This window comes from Phenylobacterium sp., assembly GCF_046590535.1.
GTDB lineage: Bacteria > Pseudomonadota > Alphaproteobacteria > Caulobacterales > Caulobacteraceae > Phenylobacterium.
The window spans coordinates 1-19,185 of sequence record NZ_JBKJTG010000095.1; the positions used below are offsets into that span (position 1 = coordinate 1).

Here is a 19,185-nt window from a genome sequence, read left to right on the forward strand (position 1 = left end):
CTCCGATAGACTCGGAGCGGCGCTCCAGGTCTGTGATTTGTCGCACCTTCTGACGCCGAACCTCGGCCACTTCGGCGGAAAGCGCTCTGGTGGTGAGAATCTGACGGATAGTCCCCACGCGACGAGCTGACTCTGCAGGGGACCGATAGACGACGCAAGAAAGGCCGCGCTCGCCCGGGGGTGGCGCCGCGGCCGGCAAGGCCCTAGCCTACCGATGGGGTCTAAATGACACACACAAATGGCGCCAATGAGAAGGTTGGTCCGCTGCGGCCTGTCACTGGATCCCAGCTACCCGCCCGACGGCGAGAATTTGATGCCCGTCATCTCCACCATGCTTCCCTATCCGCTCGCCTCGATCAGCGAAACGCCGAAGAACCGTTACGCCGACCGCTATTAGCTAGCGTCGCTCTCGGCGTCTGGGCATCGGAGGGTGGACTTCGCCGTAAAGCAGACCCGTTGAGCGCCCGCAACGGGTGGACCGAGGACCTCCCACCTCGCGCATGAGCGGACCCTCTGACAGGTCACTCGCGTCGCGCGGCCTCGATCCCCACGGGGCCCGCAAGCACAGGGCTCCATGGGCCTTGCCCAAGGCCTGTTCGGCTGGGAGTTTGGGCGAGGTGGCAACACCGGCGAATGCCAGACGGGGGAGTGAGTAATTTGAGACTGATGACTGCGTTAGTCGCGCTGGGCGTCATCGCTGGCGCGCCGGGGGTTGGCGAGGGCGCCGAGCGCGCCTCCGCGGCCACTGTCGCCAGCCAGGCGGCGACGCTGAAGGCCCTGCCGTTCGCCGACCGCCAGGACTTCGACTTCGCCACCCGAGGGTTCGTCGGCACGCGGCTGGATCCGAAGATTCCCGGGCCGAACGGCCTGGCCTGGGACCTGTCGGCCTACGACTTCCTGCAAGGCACGGCGCCGGCGACCGTCAACCCCAGCCTCTGGCGCCAGGCTCAGCTGCTCGCGCGGCACGGCCTCTTCAAGGTCGCCGACCGCATCTGGCAGGTGCGCGGCTTCGATATCGCCAACATCACCTTTATCCGCGGCGACACAGGTTGGATCGTCATCGACGCGCTGACAACCCGGGAGACCGCTGGCGCCGCCTACGCGCTCGTGACCGAGAAGCTCGGCCCGCGGCCGGTCGTGGCGCTCATCTATACCCACAGCCATTCCGACCACTTCGGCGGCGCCCGCGGCCTAGTCGACCAGACCGACGTGGATTCCGGCAAGGTTAAGGTAATCGCGCCGGCGGGATTCCTCGCCGAGGCGGTGAGCGAGAATGTGCTGGCCGGAAACGCCATGAGCCGCCGGGCCACCTATCAGTTCGGGTTCTTCCTGCCGCCGGGGCCGCAGGGACAGGTGAGTTCAGGGATCGGCCAGGCCATCTCCAAGGGCACGATGACCCTCGTCCCGCCGAACCTCACCATCGACCGCACCGGCCAAGAGCTGACCATCGACGGGGTTCGGCTGCAGTTCCAGCTCACGCCGGGGACCGAAGCGCCGGCGGAGATGAATATCAACCTGCCCGACCTGCACGTGTTGGACATGGCCGAGAACGCCAACGTTTCGATGCACAATGTGCTGACGCCGCGCGGCGCCCTGGTGCGCGACGCCAAGGCGTGGTCTGAGCACCTTACTCAGTCGATCCGGCTCTACGGCGCAGGAACCGAGGTCATGATAGCCAGCCACGGCTGGCCGAGGTTCGGCAACGAGGCGGTCATCGGCTTCCTCGCCGACCACCGGGACGGCTACAAGTATCTGCACGACCAGACGGTGCGGATGATGAACGAGGGCCTGACGGGTCCGGAAATCGCCAACCGCATCGCCCTCCCGCCAGCGCTGGCTCGCCGGTGGTTCAACCGTGGCTACTACGGAACCATGAGTTTTAACGCTCGGGCGGTCTACCAGCGCTACATGGGCTTCTATGACGCCAACCCGGCCAGCCTCGCGCCGCTCGATCCGGCCGACCAGGCCGCCCGTTACGTAGCCGCCATGGGCGGCGCAGCCCAGGTGTTGGAGCTGGCCAGGGCCGCCGCCGACGCAGCCGACTACCGATGGGCTGCCACCCTTCTCAACAACCTGGTGCTGACCGACTCTTCCGACATCGCCGCGCGCCAAGCGCTGGCTGGTGTCTATGATCAGCTCGGGTACCAGGCGGAGAGCGCGCTTTGGCGCAACATATACCTGTCTGGCGCCATGGAGCTGCGGAGCGGGGTCCGGTCGGGGACGTCGGGTGGCTCCATCGACCTGATCCGCAACCTGCCCTCGCCCATGTTGTTCGACCTGATCGGCGTTAGGCTAAACCCGCAGAAGATCTCGGGCGGCGACCTGCGGCTGGAGCTGGTCTTCCCAGAGCGCTCGGAACGCTTCTATCTGACGGTGCGCAACGGCGTCCTGGTGGCCGAGGCCGTCGCGGCCTCCGGACCGGTCGACGCCACCGTCACTCTGCCCAGAGCTGCGCTGATCTCGACGCTGTTCCTCGGCGCGCCGCTCGCCGGAGCCCATGTGGACGGTGACTCGGCCGCACTCGAGCGCCTGATCGGCTGGCTGGACGCCTTCAAGCCCGACTTTCCGATCGTCACGCGCTAGGTCCTCAACCGCCCGCGCCAGCAAGCGGGCGTTCAACGGACTCCGATGTCGGCATCAATCTCCTAGGCGGGCGCCTTGGCCCGCTGGCGCAGGGCGGTGACCCGGTCGATGGCGGCCTCCGCCTCGGCCATCAGGCGGGCCACGATCTCGGCGGCCGGCAGCACCTCGCGCACGCCCCCGGCCGACTGGCCCATGGCGAAGCAGGACTTGTCGGGGTCGAGGCCCTCGATCTGACCGCCGATGCCGCCCATGACTCCGGCCTGGTGGGAGACCATGGCCTGCATGGGGAACGCCTGGATGTCTTGCGGCCGGCGCTCCCAGTCATCCACATAGGGGTTCTTCTTCACCCGCATGGGCTTGCCGGAATAGGACCGCGTGCGGATGGTGTCCTCGTCGGCGGCCTCGACGATGGTCTGGCGGTACAGGTCGCCGGCATGGGCCTCATGACTGGCGATGAAGCGGGTGCCCATCCAGACGCCCACGGCGCCCAGGGACAGGGCCGCGGCCAGTCCGCGCCCGTCATAGAGCCCGCCCGCCGCCACCACCGGGATCTTCACCGCTTCCACCGCCTGGGCCACCAGCGGCAGGGTGCCGACCAGGCCGGTGTGGCCGCCGCCCTCGCCGCCCTGGCAGATCACCGCGTCGCAGCCGGCTTGCTCGGCCTTCACCGCGTGCTTCACCGCGCCGCAGACCACCATCACCTTAAGGCCGCCGGCCTTGAGCTTCTCCATGATCGGCATGGGCACGCCCAGGCCCGCCACAAAGGACGAGGCGCCCTCATCGATGATCACGTCCACCGAGGCGGTCAGCGAGTCCGGCGAGGCGGCCAGCAGATCAACCCCGAACGGCTTGTCGGTCAGCTTGCGGACCAGGCGCATCTGTTCGCGGATGAAGTCGGGCCCGCGCCCGGCCATGCCCAGGACGCCATAGCCGCCGGCGTTGGATACCGCCGCCACCAGTTCGGCGTAGGACACCCCGCCCATGCCGGCCAGCATGATCGGATGGGTCACCCCCAGGAGGTCGCAGAGCTTGGTGTGCAGGGTCATGACGGACGTCCTTCCAGTGCTTTCGCCCAAGATGGCCGAGTGGGCCGGCGATGCAAACGGTGACGTGGCGTCAGAAGATCGTGTAGCCGCCGTCGATGACGAAGCTGTCGCCGGTGTGGAACTTGGAGGCGTCGGAGGCCAGGTACACCGCGAGGCCGGAGAAGTCCTCCGGTTCGCCCCAGCGGCGCATGGGCACCCGGCCGATGGCCTTCTCGTTGAACTTGTCCCAGGCCTGCAGTCCGGCGGTCATGTCGGAGCGGATCCAGCCCGGCAGCACCGCATTGGCGCGGATGCCGTAGCGGGCGTACTCCACCGCCAGGCCGCGGATCATCGCCTGCACGGCGGCCTTGGTGGCGGCGTAGGCCTGGTTGCGCGGGGCGCCGTGGATCGCCGAGGTGGACGAGGTGACCAGCAGCGACCCGCCGGGATCGCCGGCGTTGGCGCGCTCGATCATGTGCTTGGCGGCTTCCCGGAAGGTCCAGAATACGGCGTCGAGGTTCACCGTGGTGACCCGGCGCCACTTCTCGGTGGTCATCTCCTCGAACGGCGCGCCGCCGCCGATCCCGGCATTGGCGGCGGCGAAATCCAGCCGGCCAAAGGTCTTCAGGAGATGGGCGACGCCGGCCACCACCGCGGCCTCGTCGGCCACGTCCACCGCCTGTACCAGCACCTCGACGCCATAGGCCTTCAGCGTCGCTTCGGCCTTGGCGTTCTTGTCGGGGTTCTGGCCCCAGACCGCCACCTTGGCGCCGGCCGCGGCCAGGCCCTCGGCCATGCCCAGGCCGATGCCGCCGTTGCCGCCGGTTACCAGCGCCACCTTTCCGGTCAGGTCGAACGGTGTGTAGGCCACGTGTCATCTCCCTCGATGCGCTCGTACGCTTTGCCGGAAATGGCGCCGGATCGGGCCGGGAGGTCAAGCGCCGCTGTAACGTTTGCAGGGGCCCGTGCGAATGCCCAGGGTAGCGAACGCTTCCGGAGATGACCCATGAGACTTCCCGCCCTGGTCCTTGCCCTGACGCTGTTGTGGCCGGCGGCGGCGATGGCTTTTGATGTTGGCCCGCCCGTTGGCGCCCGGGTCCCGGCCCTGTCGGCCACAACGCCCGATGGGAAGGCCACCACCGCGCGCCAACTGGCGGGCAAGAACGGTCTGGTGCTGGTGTTCGTCCGTTCAGCCAAGTGGTGCCCCTACTGCCAGGCGCAGATGATCCAGCTGAAGGACGCGCAGGGGCCCCTGGCGCAACGCGGCTACCGGATGGCCGCGCTCAGCTATGACGCGCCGGACGTGCTGACCCGCTTCGCCGCACAACGCGAAATCCCCTACGCCCTGCTTTCCGACCAGGGTTCGAAGACCATCGACGCCTTCAAGCTCAGGGACCCGCGCTACAAGCCCGGCAGCTTCGCCTGGGGCGTGCCCTACGCGTCGATCTTCGTGCTGTCGCCGCAGGGCGTGGTGAAGGCCAAGCTGGCCGAGGAGGACTACAAGAAGCGGCCGCCGCTGGAGGCCATTCTGGGCGCCATCGACGGCCTGAAGCGCTAAAGCCGGGCGTCAGGTCGCCGTCCAGCCGCCGTCCACCGACAGGGCCGCGCCGGTGGCCGAGGCGCCCATGTCGGAGACCAGATACAGCAACATCCCGGCCAGGTGCTCATACTGCACGAAGCTCTTGTTGGGCTGGGCCGCCAGGATGACGTCCTCGATGACCCGGTCCTGCGGGATACCGCGGGTCTTGGCCTGGTCGATCACCTGGGCCTCGATCAGCGGGGTGCGTACATAGCCCGGGCAGATGGCGTTGACGGTGATGCCGGTGCGCGCCAGCTCCACCGCGCAGGCCTTGGTGAAGCCCACCACCCCGAACTTGGCGGCCACGTAGGGGGCCTTGAACGCCGAGGCGACCAGGCCGTGGGCCGAGGCGATGTTGACAATCCGCCCGCGCCCCTGGGCCTTCATCAGCGGAATCGCCGCCTTGGTGGCGTGGAAGGTGGACGACAGGATCACCGCGATCAGGGCGTCCCACTTCTCTTCCGGGTATTCGTCCACCGCGGCCACGTGCTGGATGCCGGCGTTGTTCACCAGGATGTCCAGGCGGCCAAACTCCTTGTGCGCATAGGCGATCAGGTCGGCGATCTGGTCGGGCTTGGTCATGTCGGCGGGGTGGTAGCGCACCGCGGCGTTGGTCTTTTCCTGGATGCGCTTGCGGTCGGCTTCGATCTGCGCAGGGTCGCCGAACCCGTTCAGCACCACATTGACCCCCTGTTCGGCCAGCGCCGTGGCCAGGGCCTGGCCGATCCCGCTGGTGGAACCGGTGATGACGGCCACGTGGCCTTCAAGGTGATAGTCGACAGCCATGATCAGGCTTCCTTGCGCGTCTGGGCGACCGGCGGGGGCTGGGGCCGCGAGAAGGTGAACTCGTCCGCGTTCGACAGTGCTGGGACGAAGCGGTATCCGGCGGCGTCGAACCCTTTCAGGTCCGCCGCGCGGTCGATGCGGTGGTCGATGGTCCAGCGGGCGACCAGGCCGCGGGCCTTCTTGGCGAAGAACGACAGCATGCGAGCTTCGCCGTCCTTTTCCTCCAGGAAGCGACACGTCAGGACAGGCAGCTTCAGCGCCGCTCGGTCCACCGCACCGAAGTATTCCTGGCTGGCGCAGTTCACCAAGGTCTTGTCCTTGTGGCCCATGGCGGCGGTGTTCAGCGCCTCAGCCACCCGGGCCCCCCAGAAGTCGTAGAGGCTCTGCCCGCGCCGGGTCTTCAGGCGCACGCCCATCTCCAGGCGGTAAGGCTGGATGGCGTCCAGGGGCCGCAGCACCCCGTAGAGGCCCGAGAGTATCCGCAGATGGTCCTGCGCGAAGGCCAGGCCCTTCCTGTCCAGGGTTCGCGCCTGCAGGCCGGCGTAGACGTCGCCATTGAAGGCAAAGGCGGCTTGCACCCCTTCCTCCGATCCCGGATCGAAGGCCTGGAAACGTTCGCGGTTGAGCCTTGCCAGGGCGTCGGAGATGCCCATCAGCCGCTTCAGGTCGGCGGCGCGCAACTTTCGCGTCACCTTGGCGAGCTCGACGGTCTGGTCGGCCATCTGCGGCGCCGACACCGGCGCGCTGAGCGGCGCCGCCGTGAAGTCGAGCGCCTTGGCCGGGGAGAGGACGACGAGCATTAAGGCTCCTTTGGCCCGACTTCGCCGTGGCGCCAAGCCTCTAGAACAAGACCCGCGGGTTCATGATGCGCTTGGGGTCCAGCGCCTGGCGGATCGCCCGGTGCGCGGCCAGCTCCACGGCGCTCTTGTAGCGCGCCGCCTCGGCGGTCTTCATCGAGCCCAGCCCATGCTCGGCGCTGATCGAACCGCCCAGCTTCACAACGATATCGTGGACGATCCGCGAGCCCTGGTCGCGCCCCGCCGAATGGCGCGCGTCCTCGCCGCCCTCGGGCCGAAGCACGTCGTAGTGGATGTTGCCGTCGCCCAGATGGCCGAAGGCGGCGATCCGGGCGCCTGGGGCAAAGGCCTGCATGGCGGCGGTCGCCTCCGTCAGAAAGGCCGCGACCTGGCTGACCGGCACGGAGATGTCGTGCTTCCAGGTGGCGCCCTCCGGCTTCTGGGCCTGGGACTGGTTCTCGCGGATGGCCCACAGCGCCTTGGCCTGGGCCTCGGTCTGGGCCACCACGGCGTCGCCGATCAGGCCGTCGTCCAGGCCAGCGGCCAGGAAGCGCTCCATAGCCGCCTCGGCCGCGCCGGGCTCGCCCGAGCTGAACTCCGCCAGCACGTACCAGGGGTGGGCCGCGGCCAGCGGATCGCGCATGCCGGCGATGTTCTTCAGGGCGAAGTCGACGCCCATGCGGCCCATGAGCTCGAAGGCCTCCACGGCGCCGCCGGTCTCGTCCTTGGCCCGCACCAGGAGATCGATCGCCGCCTGGGGGCTGGCCACCCCGGCGATGGCCACGGCGCGCGACGCCATCACCGGATAGAGCTTCAGGGCTGCGGCGGTGACCACGCCAAGCGTGCCCTCCGCCCCGATCATCAGCTGCTTGAGATCGTAGCCGGTGTTGTCCTTGCGCAGGCGTTTCAGCCCGTTCCAGACCTCGCCGTTGGGCAGCACCGCCTCCAGGCCCAGCACCAGGTTGCGCGCCATGCCGTAGCGCAGCACCTGGGTCCCGCCGGCGTTGGTGGAGACAATGCCGCCGACGGTGGCCGAGCCCTCGGACGCCAGCCCGAGCGGGAAGCGCCGGCGCACCGCCGCGCAGGCCTCGTGCACGGCGGCCAGCGTCACCCCGGCCTCGGCCACCAGCACGTCGTCGAAGGTCTCGACCTCGCGGATGGCCCGCATCCGCTCGGTGGACAGCAGCACCTCGCCCTGGGGGATCTGGCCGCCCACCAGGCCGGTGTTGCCGCCCTGGGTGGTGATCGGAACGCCGGCTTCGAAGCAGATGCCGACCACCGCGGCCACGTCCTGCGTGGTTGTCGGCAGGGCCAGGAATGGCGTCGTCCCGGTCCAGCGGTCGCGCCATTCCAGCAGCTTGGGCGCCAGGCGCTCGGGGTCCTGGCTCCAGCCGGCCTCGCCCAGCACGGCCTTCAGGCGCGAGAGCACATCGGCGGGGACGGGGGCGGTCATGGGCTGAACCTACGCTTCACGCTGGCCCTCGGCCAGTATATACTCCGTTATATAAAGGAACCCCGCCATGGCCATCCTGATCAAGAACCCCGAGACCGAGCGCAAGGCCCGCGAGCTGGCGATGCTGACCGGCGCGACCTTGACGGGGGCCATCGACGAAGCCGTGCAGCAACGCCTGGAACAGGAGCAGGCCAAGCCCGGGCCGCGACGCACGCTGGACGATATGATCGCGGCGACGCAGGCGTTCCGGCGGAGCGTTGGGCTCGACAAGCGCCGATTGAAGGTCACCAGGGCGGACTTCGACGCCGTTTGGGAGGACGATCGCGAACGGGGCGACGACCGTTGATCGTCGTGGACGCGTCCGCCCTGGTGGCCATCGCCGCCCAGGAAGCGGACTGGCTGGATCACCTGGATATCATGAGGGTCGCCGATGTGTCGTTCCTCAGTCCCGTCAACTACGTGGAGACAGGCATCCACGTGATCGGCCGCGGCTATCTCGAGAGCGGCGATAGCCTGGATCGATGGCTGACGGGCATAGGCGTGGTGGTGAGAGAGGACGCGGCGGCGGCCCACGGGGCGCTTGTGGCTTATCTCCAGTTCGGCAAGGGCCACCACCCCGCCCGCCTGAACCTCGGCGACTGTTTCGCCTACGCCCTCGCCAAACAGTTGGACGCGCCGCTGCTCTACAAGGGCAAGGATTTCGCGCTCACCGACATCCGCCCGGCGCGTCAGCCGACATAGCCCGCCGCCCGGCGCAGGCGGTCATTGATCGCCTCGCCCAGGCCCTGACCGGGGATCGGCGCCACGGCGATGGCCAGGGGCCGGGTGCGGTCGGCGGCGCGCAGGTGGGCGAACAGGTTGGCGGCGGCCTCGGCGAGATCACCGGCGGGGCTCAGGTTCCAGACGCCGGGGCCGGCTGCGTGGGGTCCGAAGGCCAGGAACGCCTCGCCGGCCAGCGGGACCTCGGCCTCCAGGCGGATGAGCGAGGCCGGCGCATAGTGGCGGGTCAGGCGGCCGGGGGAGCGCCGGGCGTCGGCCTCCGCCTCCGCCAGCGGGCCGATCAGCGCCTCAATCTGCTCACGGGTCACCGCTCCAGGGCGCAGCAGGCTCGGCTGGTCCAGCAGGGCGACGACAGTGGACTCCAGGCCAATGGCGCAAGGGCCGCCGTCCAGGGCGCAAGCCGCGGCGGCGCCCGTCTCCTCCACCGCGTCGGCGAAGGTGGTGGGGCTTGGCCGGCCAGAGCGGTTGGCGGAGGGCGCCACCAGCGGCCCGCCGAAGCTGGCCAGCAGGGCGCGCGCCAGCGGGTGCGCGGGGCTGCGCACCGCCACGGTGTCCAGCCCGGCCCGGGCCAGGTCGCAGACCGCGGCCTCGTCGGCTGCCGGTAGCACCAGGGTCAGCGGCCCCGGCCAGAACCGCTCGGCCAGCACCAGCGCCCGGGCGTCGAACCGTGCGATCCGCCGGGCGGTCGCCAGGTCCGCCACATGGGCGATCAGCGGGTTGAAGCTGGGCCGGCCCTTGGCGACGTAGACGGCCGCCACGGCGCGAGGATCGGCCGCGTCGGCCGCCAGGCCGTAGACCGTTTCGGTGGGCATGATGACGAGGCCGCCCTGGCGCAGGGCGGCGGCGGCCTGGTCGATCTGTTGGTGGCGCTCCACGGCTGAGCGCTTACGACACGGCAGGCGCGCGCAAAAGCTCCGCCTTCCCTCCCGCCCCGTGGCCGGACTAGAAGGACCCATCCGCCACGGAGCTTGCCATGACCTTCCGCGCCCCCGTCCGCGACCTGGCGTTCGCGCTCTCCACGGTCGGCCACGACGCGCTGCTGGCCAGCGCCTTTCCGGAGCTCGACGCCGACACGGTGCTCGCGGTGCTGGAGGCGGCCGGCGACTTCGCGGACAACGAACTGGCCCCGCTGAACCGCCGGGGCGACACTGAGGGCGCGCGCTACGCCAACGGCAAGGCCACCGCCGCGCCGGGCTTCGCCGCCGCCTATCAGGCCTTCGTCGCCGCGGGCTGGAACTCGCTCTCCGCCGATCCGGAGTACGGCGGCCAGGGGTTGCCCAAGGCCATGGAGTTGGCGGTCTTCGAGATGGTCCATGCGGCCAACATGGCCTTCGGCCTCTGCCCCATGCTCACCCAGGCGGCCATCGAGGCCCTGGCCCAGCACGGCACGGAACGGCAGAAGCGGCTGGTCCTGCCCAAGCTGGTGAGCGGCGAGTGGACCGGGAGCATGCAGCTCACCGAGCCCCAGTCCGGCTCCGACCTGGCGGCCCTGACCACCCGGGCCCAGCCCGACGGCGAGGGCGGTTACCGCCTCACCGGCCAGAAGATTTACATCACCTGGGGCGACCACGACGCCGCGGAGAACATCTGCCACCTGGTGCTGGCCCGAACGCCCGACGCGCCGCCGGGGGTCAAGGGCATCAGCCTGTTCCTGACCAGCAAACTTGCGGTGGCGGACGACGGAAGCCTTGGCCCGCCCAACGCCGTGCGCGCCGGTTCCATCGAGCACAAGCTGGGCATCCACGGCTCGCCCACCTGCGTGATGTTGTTTGAGGGGGCGAAGGCCGAACTGGTCGGGGAGGTGGGCCAGGGCCTGGCCCACATGTTCGTCATGATGAACGCCGCGCGGCTGCAGGTCGGCGTGCAAGGCGTCGCCATCGCCGAGCGGGCTTTCCAGCAGGCGCTGGCGTTCAGCCAGGAGCGGCGCCAGGGCAAGGCCGCCTGGTCGCAGGACTATCCCGCGGCGATCTACGATCACCCGGACGTGCGCCGCACCCTGATGCTGATGAAGGCCAAGATCGAGGCCGCCCGGGGCATCTGCCTGACCACCGGTGTGCTCGCCGACCTCGCCCGCCTGGCCGACACCGAGGCGGCGCGCGACGCCGCCCGGGCGCGGCAGGAACTGCTGACTCCGATCGCCAAGGCCTGGTCCACCGACATGGGGGTCGAGGTGGCCTCCATGGGCGTGCAGGTGCACGGGGGCATGGGCTTCATCGAGGAGACCGGCGCCGCCCAGCACTACCGCGACGCCCGCATCGCGCCGATCTATGAGGACACCAACGGCATTCAGGCCATCGTCCTGGTGGGCCGCAAGCTGCGCGCCGCCGACGGCGCGGCCATGCGCAGCCTTTGCGCGGACATGGCCGCCACCGCCGACACGCTGTCCAAGGATGCCGGTCTCGCGTCGGTGGGCGCGCGCCTCTCGGCCGGCGTCGCAGCTCTGGAGCGCGCCACCGACTGGGTCCTCGCCAACGGCGGGGCGGCCAGCCTGGCCGCCGCCACGCCCTACCTGAAGCTCTGCGGCGACGTCATCGGCGGGTGGATGCTGGGCCGCCAGGCGCTGGCCGCGGCGGGCTCCGACGATCCGTGGATGCGCAGCAAGGGCGCCCTGGCGCGGCTCTACGCCGGCCAGGTCCTGGCCCAGGCCCCCGGCGTCGCCGATGGCGTCTGCGACGGCGAGGCGGACCTGGAAGCGACCAGCGCTGCGGCCTTAGCCGGCTAGAGGCCTGTCGAAAACCAGGCGGTAGAAACGGGTCTCGGCAGCCTCGACGCCAAAGTCGTTGTCCGTGGCCAGCACCAGTTCGCAGTCGGACATCACCGCCATCCCCTCGAGGTCCGCGGCGATCCCGCCTTCCCGGTCGGTGGAGAACAACAGGGTCTTGATGAGCGGCCGGCCGGTGGCCAGGTCGATCCGGTAGATGCGGGCGCTGCGGGAAATCCGCTCCAGCACCAGCAGCCGGTCCGGCCCGACCCAGGCCAGTTCGCAGATCTTCAGGTCGCCGGCGTCGACCCGCCCCGCCGCGGCGTCCGCCGTGAAGCTCTTCGGCGGATCGAAGGGATAGCTGAACTCGCCGGCCAGGCCGCCGGTGGCCGCGTCCAGCTTCCAGATCAACGCCGCGCGGCGGTCCTCACCCGGGCGATCCAGGGCGCTCTGGAAACCCGCGTAGAGCCAGCGCCCGTTCGGGGAGGCGGCAAGGCCCTCGAGGCCACGGTTCATCCTGCGCTCCGCGGCGCGGGCGGGCAGGATCGCCTGGACTCCTGGAAGGTTCAGCCCCTGCGGCGTCCAGCGCCGGCGCACGACGCCTTGCCCGTCCACCTGCATCAGCGAGGGCCCGTATTCCTCCGCCACCCAGAATGACCCGTCGGCCAGGGCCGCCACAGCCTCGGTGTCCGCGCCGGCGGGGTCGGTCGCCAGCGGCAGACCAGCGGCGTCGAAGGTTGGCTCCATGTCCGCCTGCCGGCTGCCCGGCAGGGCGCGGCCGGAAACCAGGGCGCCGTCCGGCGTCGAGAGGCGAAGGGTCCGGAGAAGTTCCACGCGATCGCCCACGATCTGCAGCTCGGCCAGGGTCGGGCCGATCTCCGGGGCGGGCAGCACCTTGGCGCCGTCCAGGCCGCGCAGGGGCTCCAGGTGATCCAACCCGTAGTTGGAGATGGCGTCGGCGATCTTCAGGTTGGGCCCCCGGTCGCCCAAGCCCCAGAAACGCCCCGGCGGATCGCCCGGACGCCGGCTGAGGCCGGAGCCCACACCCAGCGTCAGGCGAAGGACGCCTGCGGGAAACGCGATCTCGCCCAGGGGCGGGTCGCGCCATCTGAGAGGCGTGACCTCAGGCGGCGGCAAGCTGCGGCAGGTCGTGCAGCGCCGGGTCCAGGCCCTTGCCCATCAGGTCGATGAAGTTGTCGCGGTAGAAGCCCTGCTTGGCCGCATCGCTGGCGCCGGCGAGGCTGTCGTTGAACCGCTTCAACGGATTGCGGCCGCCCTCTACGTGCGGAAAGTCGGAAGAGAACATGCACATCCCCTCCCCGCTGTTCTCGATGATCCAGCTGGCGTCCTCGTGCGGATAGGGCGTCACCCGAAGCTGCCGGCGCAGGATCTCGCTGGGCGTGCCGGACAGGGTCTGCAGCCGCTCTTCCCGGCCGAACGCCGCGACGCCCGAATCCATGAACTTCATCAGGCTGGGCAGCCACGAGGCGCCCAGTTCGATGGCCCCGAACTTCAGGCGTGGGAAGCGGTCGAACACCCCGTCGATGACCAGGGCCGACAGGGTCTGCCAGGCGCTGAGCGGGATGGCCATGAAGGTGAGCGAGGTGAAATTCTCGTCGCCGCCGTGGAAGTCCTTCACGAACGGCAGGCCGTTCTCCAGGTAGTCGCGGTGCATCTTCTCCTCGCCGCCAACGTGGAACAGGATCGGCAGGCCGGCCTCCTGCGCCAACGCCCAAAGCGGATCGAGCTCGCGATGGCTGGGCGAGAAGCCCGGCGGATGCCGGGATGGGATCACCAGGCCCTTGGCGCCCAGCGCGATGGCCTCGGCGGCGATCTGCGGGGCCCGCGCCCGATCGATCAGCGGCACGTATCCGGTGGCCAGCAGGCGGCGGTCCACCGAGCAGAACTCGGTCATCATGCGGTTGTGGGCACGGGCGGCTTCCAGGGCCAGGTCCACCTCGCCCATCTGCTCCAGCCCCCAGTTGGAGAGGCAGGCGGTGGTGAACACCAGCTGGCTGGCGAATCCCAGGTGGTCGAGGGTGGCCGGCCGGTCGGACGCCCGGAAGGCGCCGAGCGCCTCGTAGTTCTTGCGCAGCAGGATGTTGGCTTCGGCGCCGGCGCGGAACTCGGGGTCCTCCTGCTGGGCGGCCGCCTTGGCGAACCACTCGGGCAGCACGTCGCGGCGGCCGGTCTTCTCGACGAAGGCCTCGCGGACCTTGGGGTCCAGGTAGCGGTGGATGGTTCCCGGCAGCTCCATCACGTGGCTGTCGGCGTCGTGGATGGTTTGGCCCTCGGCGTATGGCATGCCAGATGCCTCCCTGATGTCTGGTTTCGCCGACAATTGGGCTCTCTGCGGCCCGGCGCGTCAAGCCGAGCTGTGGCGCCAGCACCCGGCGACGGTGGCCCGCGCCCTGATCGGCTGGGAACTGACGGTGGCCGGCGTCGGCGGTCGCATCGTCGAGACCGAGGCTTATCACCACGCGGATCCGGCCTCGCACAGCTTCTCAGGCCAGACGCCGCGCAACGCGGCGATGTTCGGCCCGGTGGGCCACGCCTACGTCTATCGTTCGTACGGTATCCACTGGTGCCTGAACCTGGTCTGCGGTGAAGACCCGGGCGGCGCGGTGCTGATCCGCGCCCTGGAACCCACTGCGAGCCTGCAGGAGATGCACGAGCGCCGCGGCCTGACCGATCCGCGCGCCCTGTGCTCCGGCCCCGGCAAGCTCTGCCAAGCGCTGGGGGTGACCCGCGCGCTAGACGGCCGGGCCGTGCACGCACCGCCCTTCGCCCTGACTGCCGGCGAGGCCGTCGGCGTCGTCGCCGGCCCGCGCATCGGCATCAGCCGCGCGAAGGACCTTGCCTGGCGGTTCGGCGAGGCCGGCTCACGCTTCGTGAGCCGGCCGTTTCCAAAGTCCTAGAGCTGCGCCAGCAGGTAGTCGGCGGCCGAGACGCGGAATTCGCCGCCCTCTTCCACGTTCAACTCCTTCACCACGCCGTCGTCGACGATCATGGAATAGCGCTGCGAGCGCGGACCCATGCCGAAGCGCGAGCCGTCGAGTTCCAAGCCGATGGCCTTGGTGAAGTCGCCGTTGCCGTCGGCCAGCATGACGATGTCCTCGCCCACCGCCTGGTCCTCGGCCCAGGCGCGCATGACGAAGGCGTCGTTGACGCTTAGGCAGGCGATGGTGTCGACGCCCTTGCCCTTGATGTCGCCAGCCAGTTGCTTGAAGCCGGGCAGGTGCTTGGCCGAGCAAGTGGGCGTGAACGCGCCGGGCACCGCGAAGATGGCGACTTTCTTGCCGGCGAAAATGTCGTCGGTGGAGACCGGCTTAGGCCCATCGGCCGTGGCCTGGGTGAGCTTGGCGCCCGGCAGCTTGTCGCCGACTTTGATGGTCATGACCGTCCCTCTGGAATGTTGATGCCCCGCAGATAGCGACAACTGCGCGCGCTTCAACCGCGGTTTGCGTCAAGTCCCTTGAAACCTGAGCGATCCGCGCCGAAATTCGCATGGATGGAAGGTCGTTTTTTCGCAGGCCAGTTGCTTATTGCCATGCCGGGCATCGGCGATCCGCGCTTCGAGCGGGCGGTGATCCTGGTCTGCGCACACGACAGCCAGCACGCCCTGGGCGTGGCCGTGAACCGGCCCGTGGACGGGCTGACCGTGCCGGACCTCCTGGAGCGACTGGAGATCAAGTCGGAGATCAAGGCGCCGGCGGACCTGGTGCTGATGGGTGGCCCCGTGGAGCGCGAGCGCGGCTTCGTGGTGCACACCGACGACTACCGGGCCGAGCACAGCCTGGATATCAGCGCCGGCGTCGCGCTCACCGCCACCCGCGACGTGCTGGAGGCCATGGCGGCCGGCGACGGCACGCCCCGGCTGGCGCTGCTGGCGCTGGGCTACGCCGGCTGGGGCGCCGGCCAGCTGGAGAATGAGATCAAGGACAACGTGTGGCTGAGCTGCGACGCCGACGAGGCGCTGGTGTTCGGCGCCGACCATGAGACCAAATGGACCCGGGCGCTGGCCAAGCTGGGCGTGGACCCCGAGCGGCTGAGCTTCACCGCGGGGCGGGCTTAGAGTGCTATTCGCTCCGATTGAATGGGAGCGGCGCTCCAGACATTTGCTGGGTCGCGCTTTTTGACGCCGAACCGGCGGCCACTTCGGCGGAAAGCGCTCTAACCCCGGCTGCCGCGGGCCTTCACCGGCGCCGCGCCGTCAACATAGCTTTCGTTGAGATAGACCTCGGCCTCCTGGGGCGACAGGGCCGGCGCATAACCGAAGCCCTGGCCGTAGTCGCAGCCCAACGCCAGCAGCTGGCGAGCCATGCCGGCGTTCTCGACGCCCTCGGCCACCACCTCCAGCGCGAGGTCCTGGCCCAGCTTGACCACCGAAGAGACGATCTTGGCCGAACCCTGGTTGGTGGCCATGGTGCGCACGAAATAGCGGTCGATCTTCAGCGTGTCGAAGGGCAGGCGCGTGAGGTAGGAGAGCGACGAGAAGCCGGTGCCGAAGTCGTCCAGCGCCAGCGCCGCGCCGGCTGCGCCCAGGTTTTTCAGGATCACCGCGGCCTTGTCCGGGTCGCGCATCACGTCGCCCTCGGTGACCTCCAGCTTCAGCGCGCCGGGGGGCAGGTCGGTCTCCCGGCGGATCGAAAGCACGTCGGCCACCAGGTCGGGGCGGTCGATCTCGCCGGTGGAGAGGTTCACCGACACGGAAAGGTCCCCGGCGGCGCGGTGCCGCGCCCGCCAGGCGGCGAGCTGCCGGGCGGCCTCGCGCATCATCATCGCGCCCAGTTCGCCCATCAGGCCCATTTCCTCGCAGAGCGGCAGGAACTCCTCGGGCATCAGCAAGCCGCGGCGGGGATGGCGCCACCGGACCAGGGCCTCGAAGCCGGAGAGCCCTCCGGTGGAGAGGCGCACGATCGGCTGGTAGTATGGGGCCAGTTCGTCACGGCCCATGGCGCCCTTCAGGTCGCCCTCCAGCGCCAGGCGCGACAGACCGTCGCTCTCCAGGCCGCGGCCATAGGCGGCGGCGCCGCCACGGCCATGGCTCTTGGCGGATTCCACGGCGAGTTCGGCGCGGCGCAGCAGCTCGGTTGCCTCCGGCGCCTCGTCGCCGCCCTGGGCTTCCACGGCGCCGATGGACAGCGTTGGGTGAATGTCGAAACCGGCCACCCTGAGCGGCTGCTCCAGGGCCTGGCGCAGGGCCTCGGCGCCCGGGGAGGCGCCCACCGGCGAAAGCGCGGCGAACTCGTCCTCGCCGATCCGGGCGAGGATGGCGCCTGCCGGAAAGGCCGCGGCCAGGCGCGAGCCCAGCGCCGCAAGCACCAGGTCGGCGCGCTCATGGCCCAGGGCCTCGTTGAGCCGGCGCAGGCGATCCAGGTCGGCGACGATCAGTTCGTGGGCGCCCGGGACCTGCAGGCGCTCGCGGGCCCGGACGATGAAGCTCTTGCGGTCCAGCAGGCCGGTCAGGCCGTCCTGGTCGGAGGCGGCGAACTTGGTTTCCGGCGCGACCACGCCGGCGGCACGGCAGCCCTCCTCCAGCCACACACCGCGCCAGATGCAGACGCCGGCGCCGCGCATGCGCAGGCGCACGGCGATCTCGGCGCCCGGCTCCTGGAAGCGCAGGATGTCGTCGGCCATCGCCCGGTCCTGCGGCAGGGCGAGCGCGCGCAGGGCGGCGGAGGAACAATCGGGGGCCAAGGGACCCAGGCCCAGGGCGCGCGAGGCGCCCGTCAGCCGCAGGCGGTCCTTCTCCGGCTCCCACATCCACAGCGCCACGTCGGCGGCGCCCAGCGCCTCCAGCGAGGCGGTCGCGTCCCAGATCCAGCGGTCGTTGGGCATAGCCTCTGGGTCGTCCTGGCCTCTACGCGCCGGTCAGACCGACACACCGACGTCCGGGCCATCAGGTCCGCGAAGCGGCGACACCAGGCCGAACAGGACATGGTCTCGCCAACCGCCGTTAATTTTCAGATAAGCCTTGGCGTATCCCTCATCGGCGAAACCGGCTTTCGCCAGCAGCCGGCGCGAGGCCATGTTGTCGGGAATGCAGGCCGCTTCCAGCCGGTGCAGGCCCAAGGTGCGGAAGGCGAACTCGGACAGCGCCCGGACCGCGGCCACCGTATGGCCCTGGCGGGTGAAGGGCCGGCCGCACCAGTAGCCGACCGACCCCATCTGGGCGACCCCACGCCGGACGTTGGAAAGCGTGATGCCGCCGGTGAGCGCCTCGTCGCTGGCGCGGATCACGAAGAACGGATAGGCGGCGCCCGCGTCGCGGTCCCGGGCATAGGCCAGCAGCCGGCGGCGGAAGGCCGCGCGCGACAGGTCGTCGGCGGGCCAGGTGGGCTCCCAGGGCTGCAGGAAGGCGCGGCTGACGGCGCGCAGTTCGCGCCATTCCAGATAGTCGGCGGCGCGCGGGGGCCTAAGGACGATCCCCTCGCCTTCCACTCGAAGGCCGCTTTCCGGCGCGATCCAGTCCAGCAGAGCCATGGCGGCAGGGTCGCGGAATCTTTCCCCGCCCGCAAGCGCGAGGCTCAGCTAGGCGTGTACCCAATAGGGCATCGCGGGAGCCCTCTTCCTGTCGCCAGGTAAACGACTGCTCGCGAACCCTAGTAGACTCCGCGAGTGCTTGCGTTTCGTCGCCGGCGCGCTACGTCAGGATCATGTCAGAGACTGTGGGAACCCGCTGAGCGTCTCGCACGCGCGAGACACGTCGCAGCAGCTACCAGGGCCGCGGAGATCGCGGTCCCCCGGTCGGCTGCCCACCTAGGTTTCCTACAGGCTCATCATCATGCAAATCCGACTGGAGCGTCCCGAGGACGCGACCACCATTCACGCGCTCACCGACACGGCGTTCAAGGGCATGCCTTTCAGCGATGAAACCGAAGCTGAGGTCATCGATGCGTTGAGAGCGGCAGGGGCGTTGACCCTTTCGCTCGTGGCGACGGAGGGTGGCGAAATCCTCGGCCACGTCGCCTTTTCACCCGTCACGATCAACGGCGAGGCCGGCGATTGGTACGGCCTCGGACCCGTATCCGTGTGGCCGGATCATCAGCGGAGGGGCATCGGTCAGGCTTTGATCCGCGAAGGACTGCGACAGCTCCAACTCATGAGCGCAGGCGGGTGCGTCCTGCTCGGCGCCCCGGCATACTATCGTCGGTTTGGGTTTGAGAGCGATCCGCACCTCTACAACGTCGGCGCGCCGCCGGGAGCATTCCAGCGCCTGACCCTCAACGGCTCCCGACCAAGCGGCGAGGTGAGCTTCCACCGCGCCTTCGACGGGCCGTAGAACAAGGAGCGCGGCCTCTCACTTAGGGGCCGCTCTCCACCCACTTCGGACCTCGCGGAGGTCGCCTCCGCGACTTAGCCGAACAGGGCTTTCTCGAAGGCTGGGGCGGCCTTCAGGGCGGCCTTGGGGCCCAGCACCGCCACGGCGGCCTTGCGCGACGCCAGGATGCGGCCGGTGAGGCGGACGAGGTCGGCGG

Annotated in this window: 20 protein-coding genes; 9 read left to right on the top strand and 11 right to left on the bottom strand. The window is 69.7% G+C overall.

The genetic code is table 11. The annotated features are described in order from the left end of the window. Positions 1 to 247 precede the first annotated feature (247 nt). Entirely contained in the window at positions 248 to 397 is a 150-nt protein-coding gene (locus ACLL81_RS05585) for a hypothetical protein (RefSeq protein ID WP_411287357.1), read from the top strand. A gap of 269 nt (positions 398 to 666) precedes the next feature. Further along, positions 667 to 2,583 carry an alkyl/aryl-sulfatase gene (locus tag ACLL81_RS05590; protein WP_411287358.1) on the top strand — a complete coding sequence of 639 codons (1,917 nt, stop codon included), beginning with the start codon at positions 667 to 669 and terminating at the stop codon, positions 2,581 to 2,583. 62 nt (positions 2,584 to 2,645) lie between these two features. On the opposite strand, the gene ACLL81_RS05595 is transcribed toward ACLL81_RS05590, so the two are convergent. Both ACLL81_RS05595 and ACLL81_RS05600 read right to left on the bottom strand, forming a co-directional pair. Then, positions 2,646 to 3,629, bottom strand: a complete 984-nt coding sequence (locus tag ACLL81_RS05595) for an NAD(P)H-dependent flavin oxidoreductase (protein WP_411287359.1) — start codon at positions 3,627 to 3,629, stop codon at positions 2,646 to 2,648. Between the two features lie 70 nt (positions 3,630 to 3,699). Next, on the bottom strand, positions 3,700 to 4,479 hold the full coding sequence (locus ACLL81_RS05600) for an SDR family NAD(P)-dependent oxidoreductase (RefSeq protein WP_411287360.1): 780 nt from the start codon (positions 4,477 to 4,479) through the stop codon (positions 3,700 to 3,702). A 135-nt stretch (positions 4,480 to 4,614) separates the two neighbouring features. Between ACLL81_RS05600 and ACLL81_RS05605 the strand changes: the two genes are divergently transcribed. After that, positions 4,615 to 5,166 carry a peroxiredoxin family protein gene (locus ACLL81_RS05605; protein ID WP_411287361.1) on the top strand — a complete coding sequence of 184 codons (552 nt, stop codon included), beginning with the start codon at positions 4,615 to 4,617 and terminating at the stop codon, positions 5,164 to 5,166. A gap of 9 nt (positions 5,167 to 5,175) precedes the next feature. Here ACLL81_RS05605 and ACLL81_RS05610 read toward each other — a convergent pair whose 3' ends face one another. The 3 genes from ACLL81_RS05610 to ACLL81_RS05620 are packed head-to-tail and all read right to left on the bottom strand — an operon-like array spanning position 5,176 to position 8,223. Continuing rightward, positions 5,176 to 5,973 (bottom strand): 3-hydroxybutyrate dehydrogenase, encoded by a 798-nt coding sequence (locus ACLL81_RS05610; RefSeq protein WP_411287362.1) that lies wholly within the window; start codon positions 5,971 to 5,973, stop codon positions 5,176 to 5,178. 2 nt (positions 5,974 to 5,975) lie between these two features. Further along, positions 5,976 to 6,773: a peroxide stress protein YaaA gene (gene yaaA / locus ACLL81_RS05615; protein ID WP_411287363.1), complete on the bottom strand. Its 798-nt coding sequence runs from the start codon at positions 6,771 to 6,773 to the stop codon at positions 5,976 to 5,978. A 40-nt stretch (positions 6,774 to 6,813) separates the two neighbouring features. Then, positions 6,814 to 8,223: an FAD-binding oxidoreductase gene (locus tag ACLL81_RS05620; protein WP_411287364.1), complete on the bottom strand. Its 1,410-nt coding sequence runs from the start codon at positions 8,221 to 8,223 to the stop codon at positions 6,814 to 6,816. A gap of 67 nt (positions 8,224 to 8,290) precedes the next feature. Here ACLL81_RS05620 and ACLL81_RS05625 point away from each other — a divergent pair, with 67 nt between their 5' ends. Both ACLL81_RS05625 and ACLL81_RS05630 read left to right on the top strand, forming a co-directional pair. Beyond that, on the top strand, positions 8,291 to 8,569 hold the full coding sequence (locus ACLL81_RS05625) for a type II toxin-antitoxin system VapB family antitoxin (protein ID WP_411287365.1): 279 nt from the start codon (positions 8,291 to 8,293) through the stop codon (positions 8,567 to 8,569). Between the two features lie 5 nt (positions 8,570 to 8,574). Continuing rightward, the gene (locus tag ACLL81_RS05630) at positions 8,575 to 8,964 is read left to right on the top strand and encodes a type II toxin-antitoxin system VapC family toxin (protein WP_411287376.1); all 390 of its coding nucleotides are present in this window, start codon (positions 8,575 to 8,577) and stop codon (positions 8,962 to 8,964) included. Here the strand turns inward: ACLL81_RS05630 and ACLL81_RS05635 are convergent. Then, positions 8,952 to 9,878 (bottom strand): L-threonylcarbamoyladenylate synthase, encoded by a 927-nt coding sequence (locus tag ACLL81_RS05635; RefSeq protein WP_411287366.1) that lies wholly within the window; start codon positions 9,876 to 9,878, stop codon positions 8,952 to 8,954. The two genes, ACLL81_RS05630 and ACLL81_RS05635, sit on opposite strands and share 13 nt — an antisense overlap. 98 nt (positions 9,879 to 9,976) lie before the next feature. Here ACLL81_RS05635 and ACLL81_RS05640 point away from each other — a divergent pair, with 98 nt between their 5' ends. Next, a complete protein-coding gene (locus tag ACLL81_RS05640; RefSeq protein ID WP_411287367.1) occupies positions 9,977 to 11,725 on the top strand; it encodes an acyl-CoA dehydrogenase in 1,749 nt (582 codons plus the stop codon). Here ACLL81_RS05640 and ACLL81_RS05645 read toward each other — a convergent pair. Together ACLL81_RS05645 and ACLL81_RS05650 are read right to left on the bottom strand one after the other, a co-directional pair. Next, complete coding sequence (locus ACLL81_RS05645; protein ID WP_411287368.1) at positions 11,714 to 12,841, bottom strand: esterase-like activity of phytase family protein; 1,128 nt, start codon at positions 12,839 to 12,841, stop codon at positions 11,714 to 11,716. The genes ACLL81_RS05640 and ACLL81_RS05645 overlap by 12 nt on opposite strands. Continuing rightward, complete coding sequence (locus tag ACLL81_RS05650; protein WP_411287369.1) at positions 12,828 to 14,009, bottom strand: amidohydrolase family protein; 1,182 nt, start codon at positions 14,007 to 14,009, stop codon at positions 12,828 to 12,830. Before ACLL81_RS05650 ends, ACLL81_RS05645 begins: the two co-directional genes overlap by 14 nt. On the opposite strand from ACLL81_RS05650, the gene ACLL81_RS05655 reads away from it, so the two are divergent. Continuing rightward, a complete protein-coding gene (locus ACLL81_RS05655) occupies positions 14,008 to 14,622 on the top strand; it encodes a DNA-3-methyladenine glycosylase (RefSeq protein WP_411287370.1) in 615 nt (204 codons plus the stop codon). The genes ACLL81_RS05650 and ACLL81_RS05655 overlap by 2 nt on opposite strands. On the opposite strand, the gene ACLL81_RS05660 is transcribed toward ACLL81_RS05655, so the two are convergent. Then, a complete protein-coding gene (locus ACLL81_RS05660) occupies positions 14,619 to 15,101 on the bottom strand; it encodes a peroxiredoxin (RefSeq protein WP_411287371.1) in 483 nt (160 codons plus the stop codon). The two genes, ACLL81_RS05655 and ACLL81_RS05660, sit on opposite strands and share 4 nt — an antisense overlap. 114 nt (positions 15,102 to 15,215) lie before the next feature. On the opposite strand from ACLL81_RS05660, the gene ACLL81_RS05665 reads away from it, so the two are divergent. After that, positions 15,216 to 15,779, top strand: coding sequence for a YqgE/AlgH family protein (locus ACLL81_RS05665; RefSeq protein WP_411287372.1), 564 nt, complete (start codon positions 15,216 to 15,218; stop codon positions 15,777 to 15,779). 98 nt (positions 15,780 to 15,877) lie between these two features. Here the strand turns inward: ACLL81_RS05665 and ACLL81_RS05670 are convergent, their stop codons facing one another. Both ACLL81_RS05670 and ACLL81_RS05675 read right to left on the bottom strand, forming a co-directional pair. Next, positions 15,878 to 17,545 (bottom strand): putative bifunctional diguanylate cyclase/phosphodiesterase, encoded by a 1,668-nt coding sequence (locus ACLL81_RS05670; protein ID WP_411287373.1) that lies wholly within the window; start codon positions 17,543 to 17,545, stop codon positions 15,878 to 15,880. Between the two features lie 33 nt (positions 17,546 to 17,578). Further along, on the bottom strand, positions 17,579 to 18,190 hold the full coding sequence (locus tag ACLL81_RS05675) for a GNAT family N-acetyltransferase (RefSeq protein ID WP_411287374.1): 612 nt from the start codon (positions 18,188 to 18,190) through the stop codon (positions 17,579 to 17,581). A 301-nt stretch (positions 18,191 to 18,491) separates the two neighbouring features. Here ACLL81_RS05675 and ACLL81_RS05680 point away from each other — a divergent pair, with 301 nt between their 5' ends. Further along, complete coding sequence (locus ACLL81_RS05680) at positions 18,492 to 18,989, top strand: GNAT family N-acetyltransferase (RefSeq protein ID WP_411287375.1); 498 nt, start codon at positions 18,492 to 18,494, stop codon at positions 18,987 to 18,989. Positions 18,990 to 19,185 lie beyond the last annotated feature (196 nt).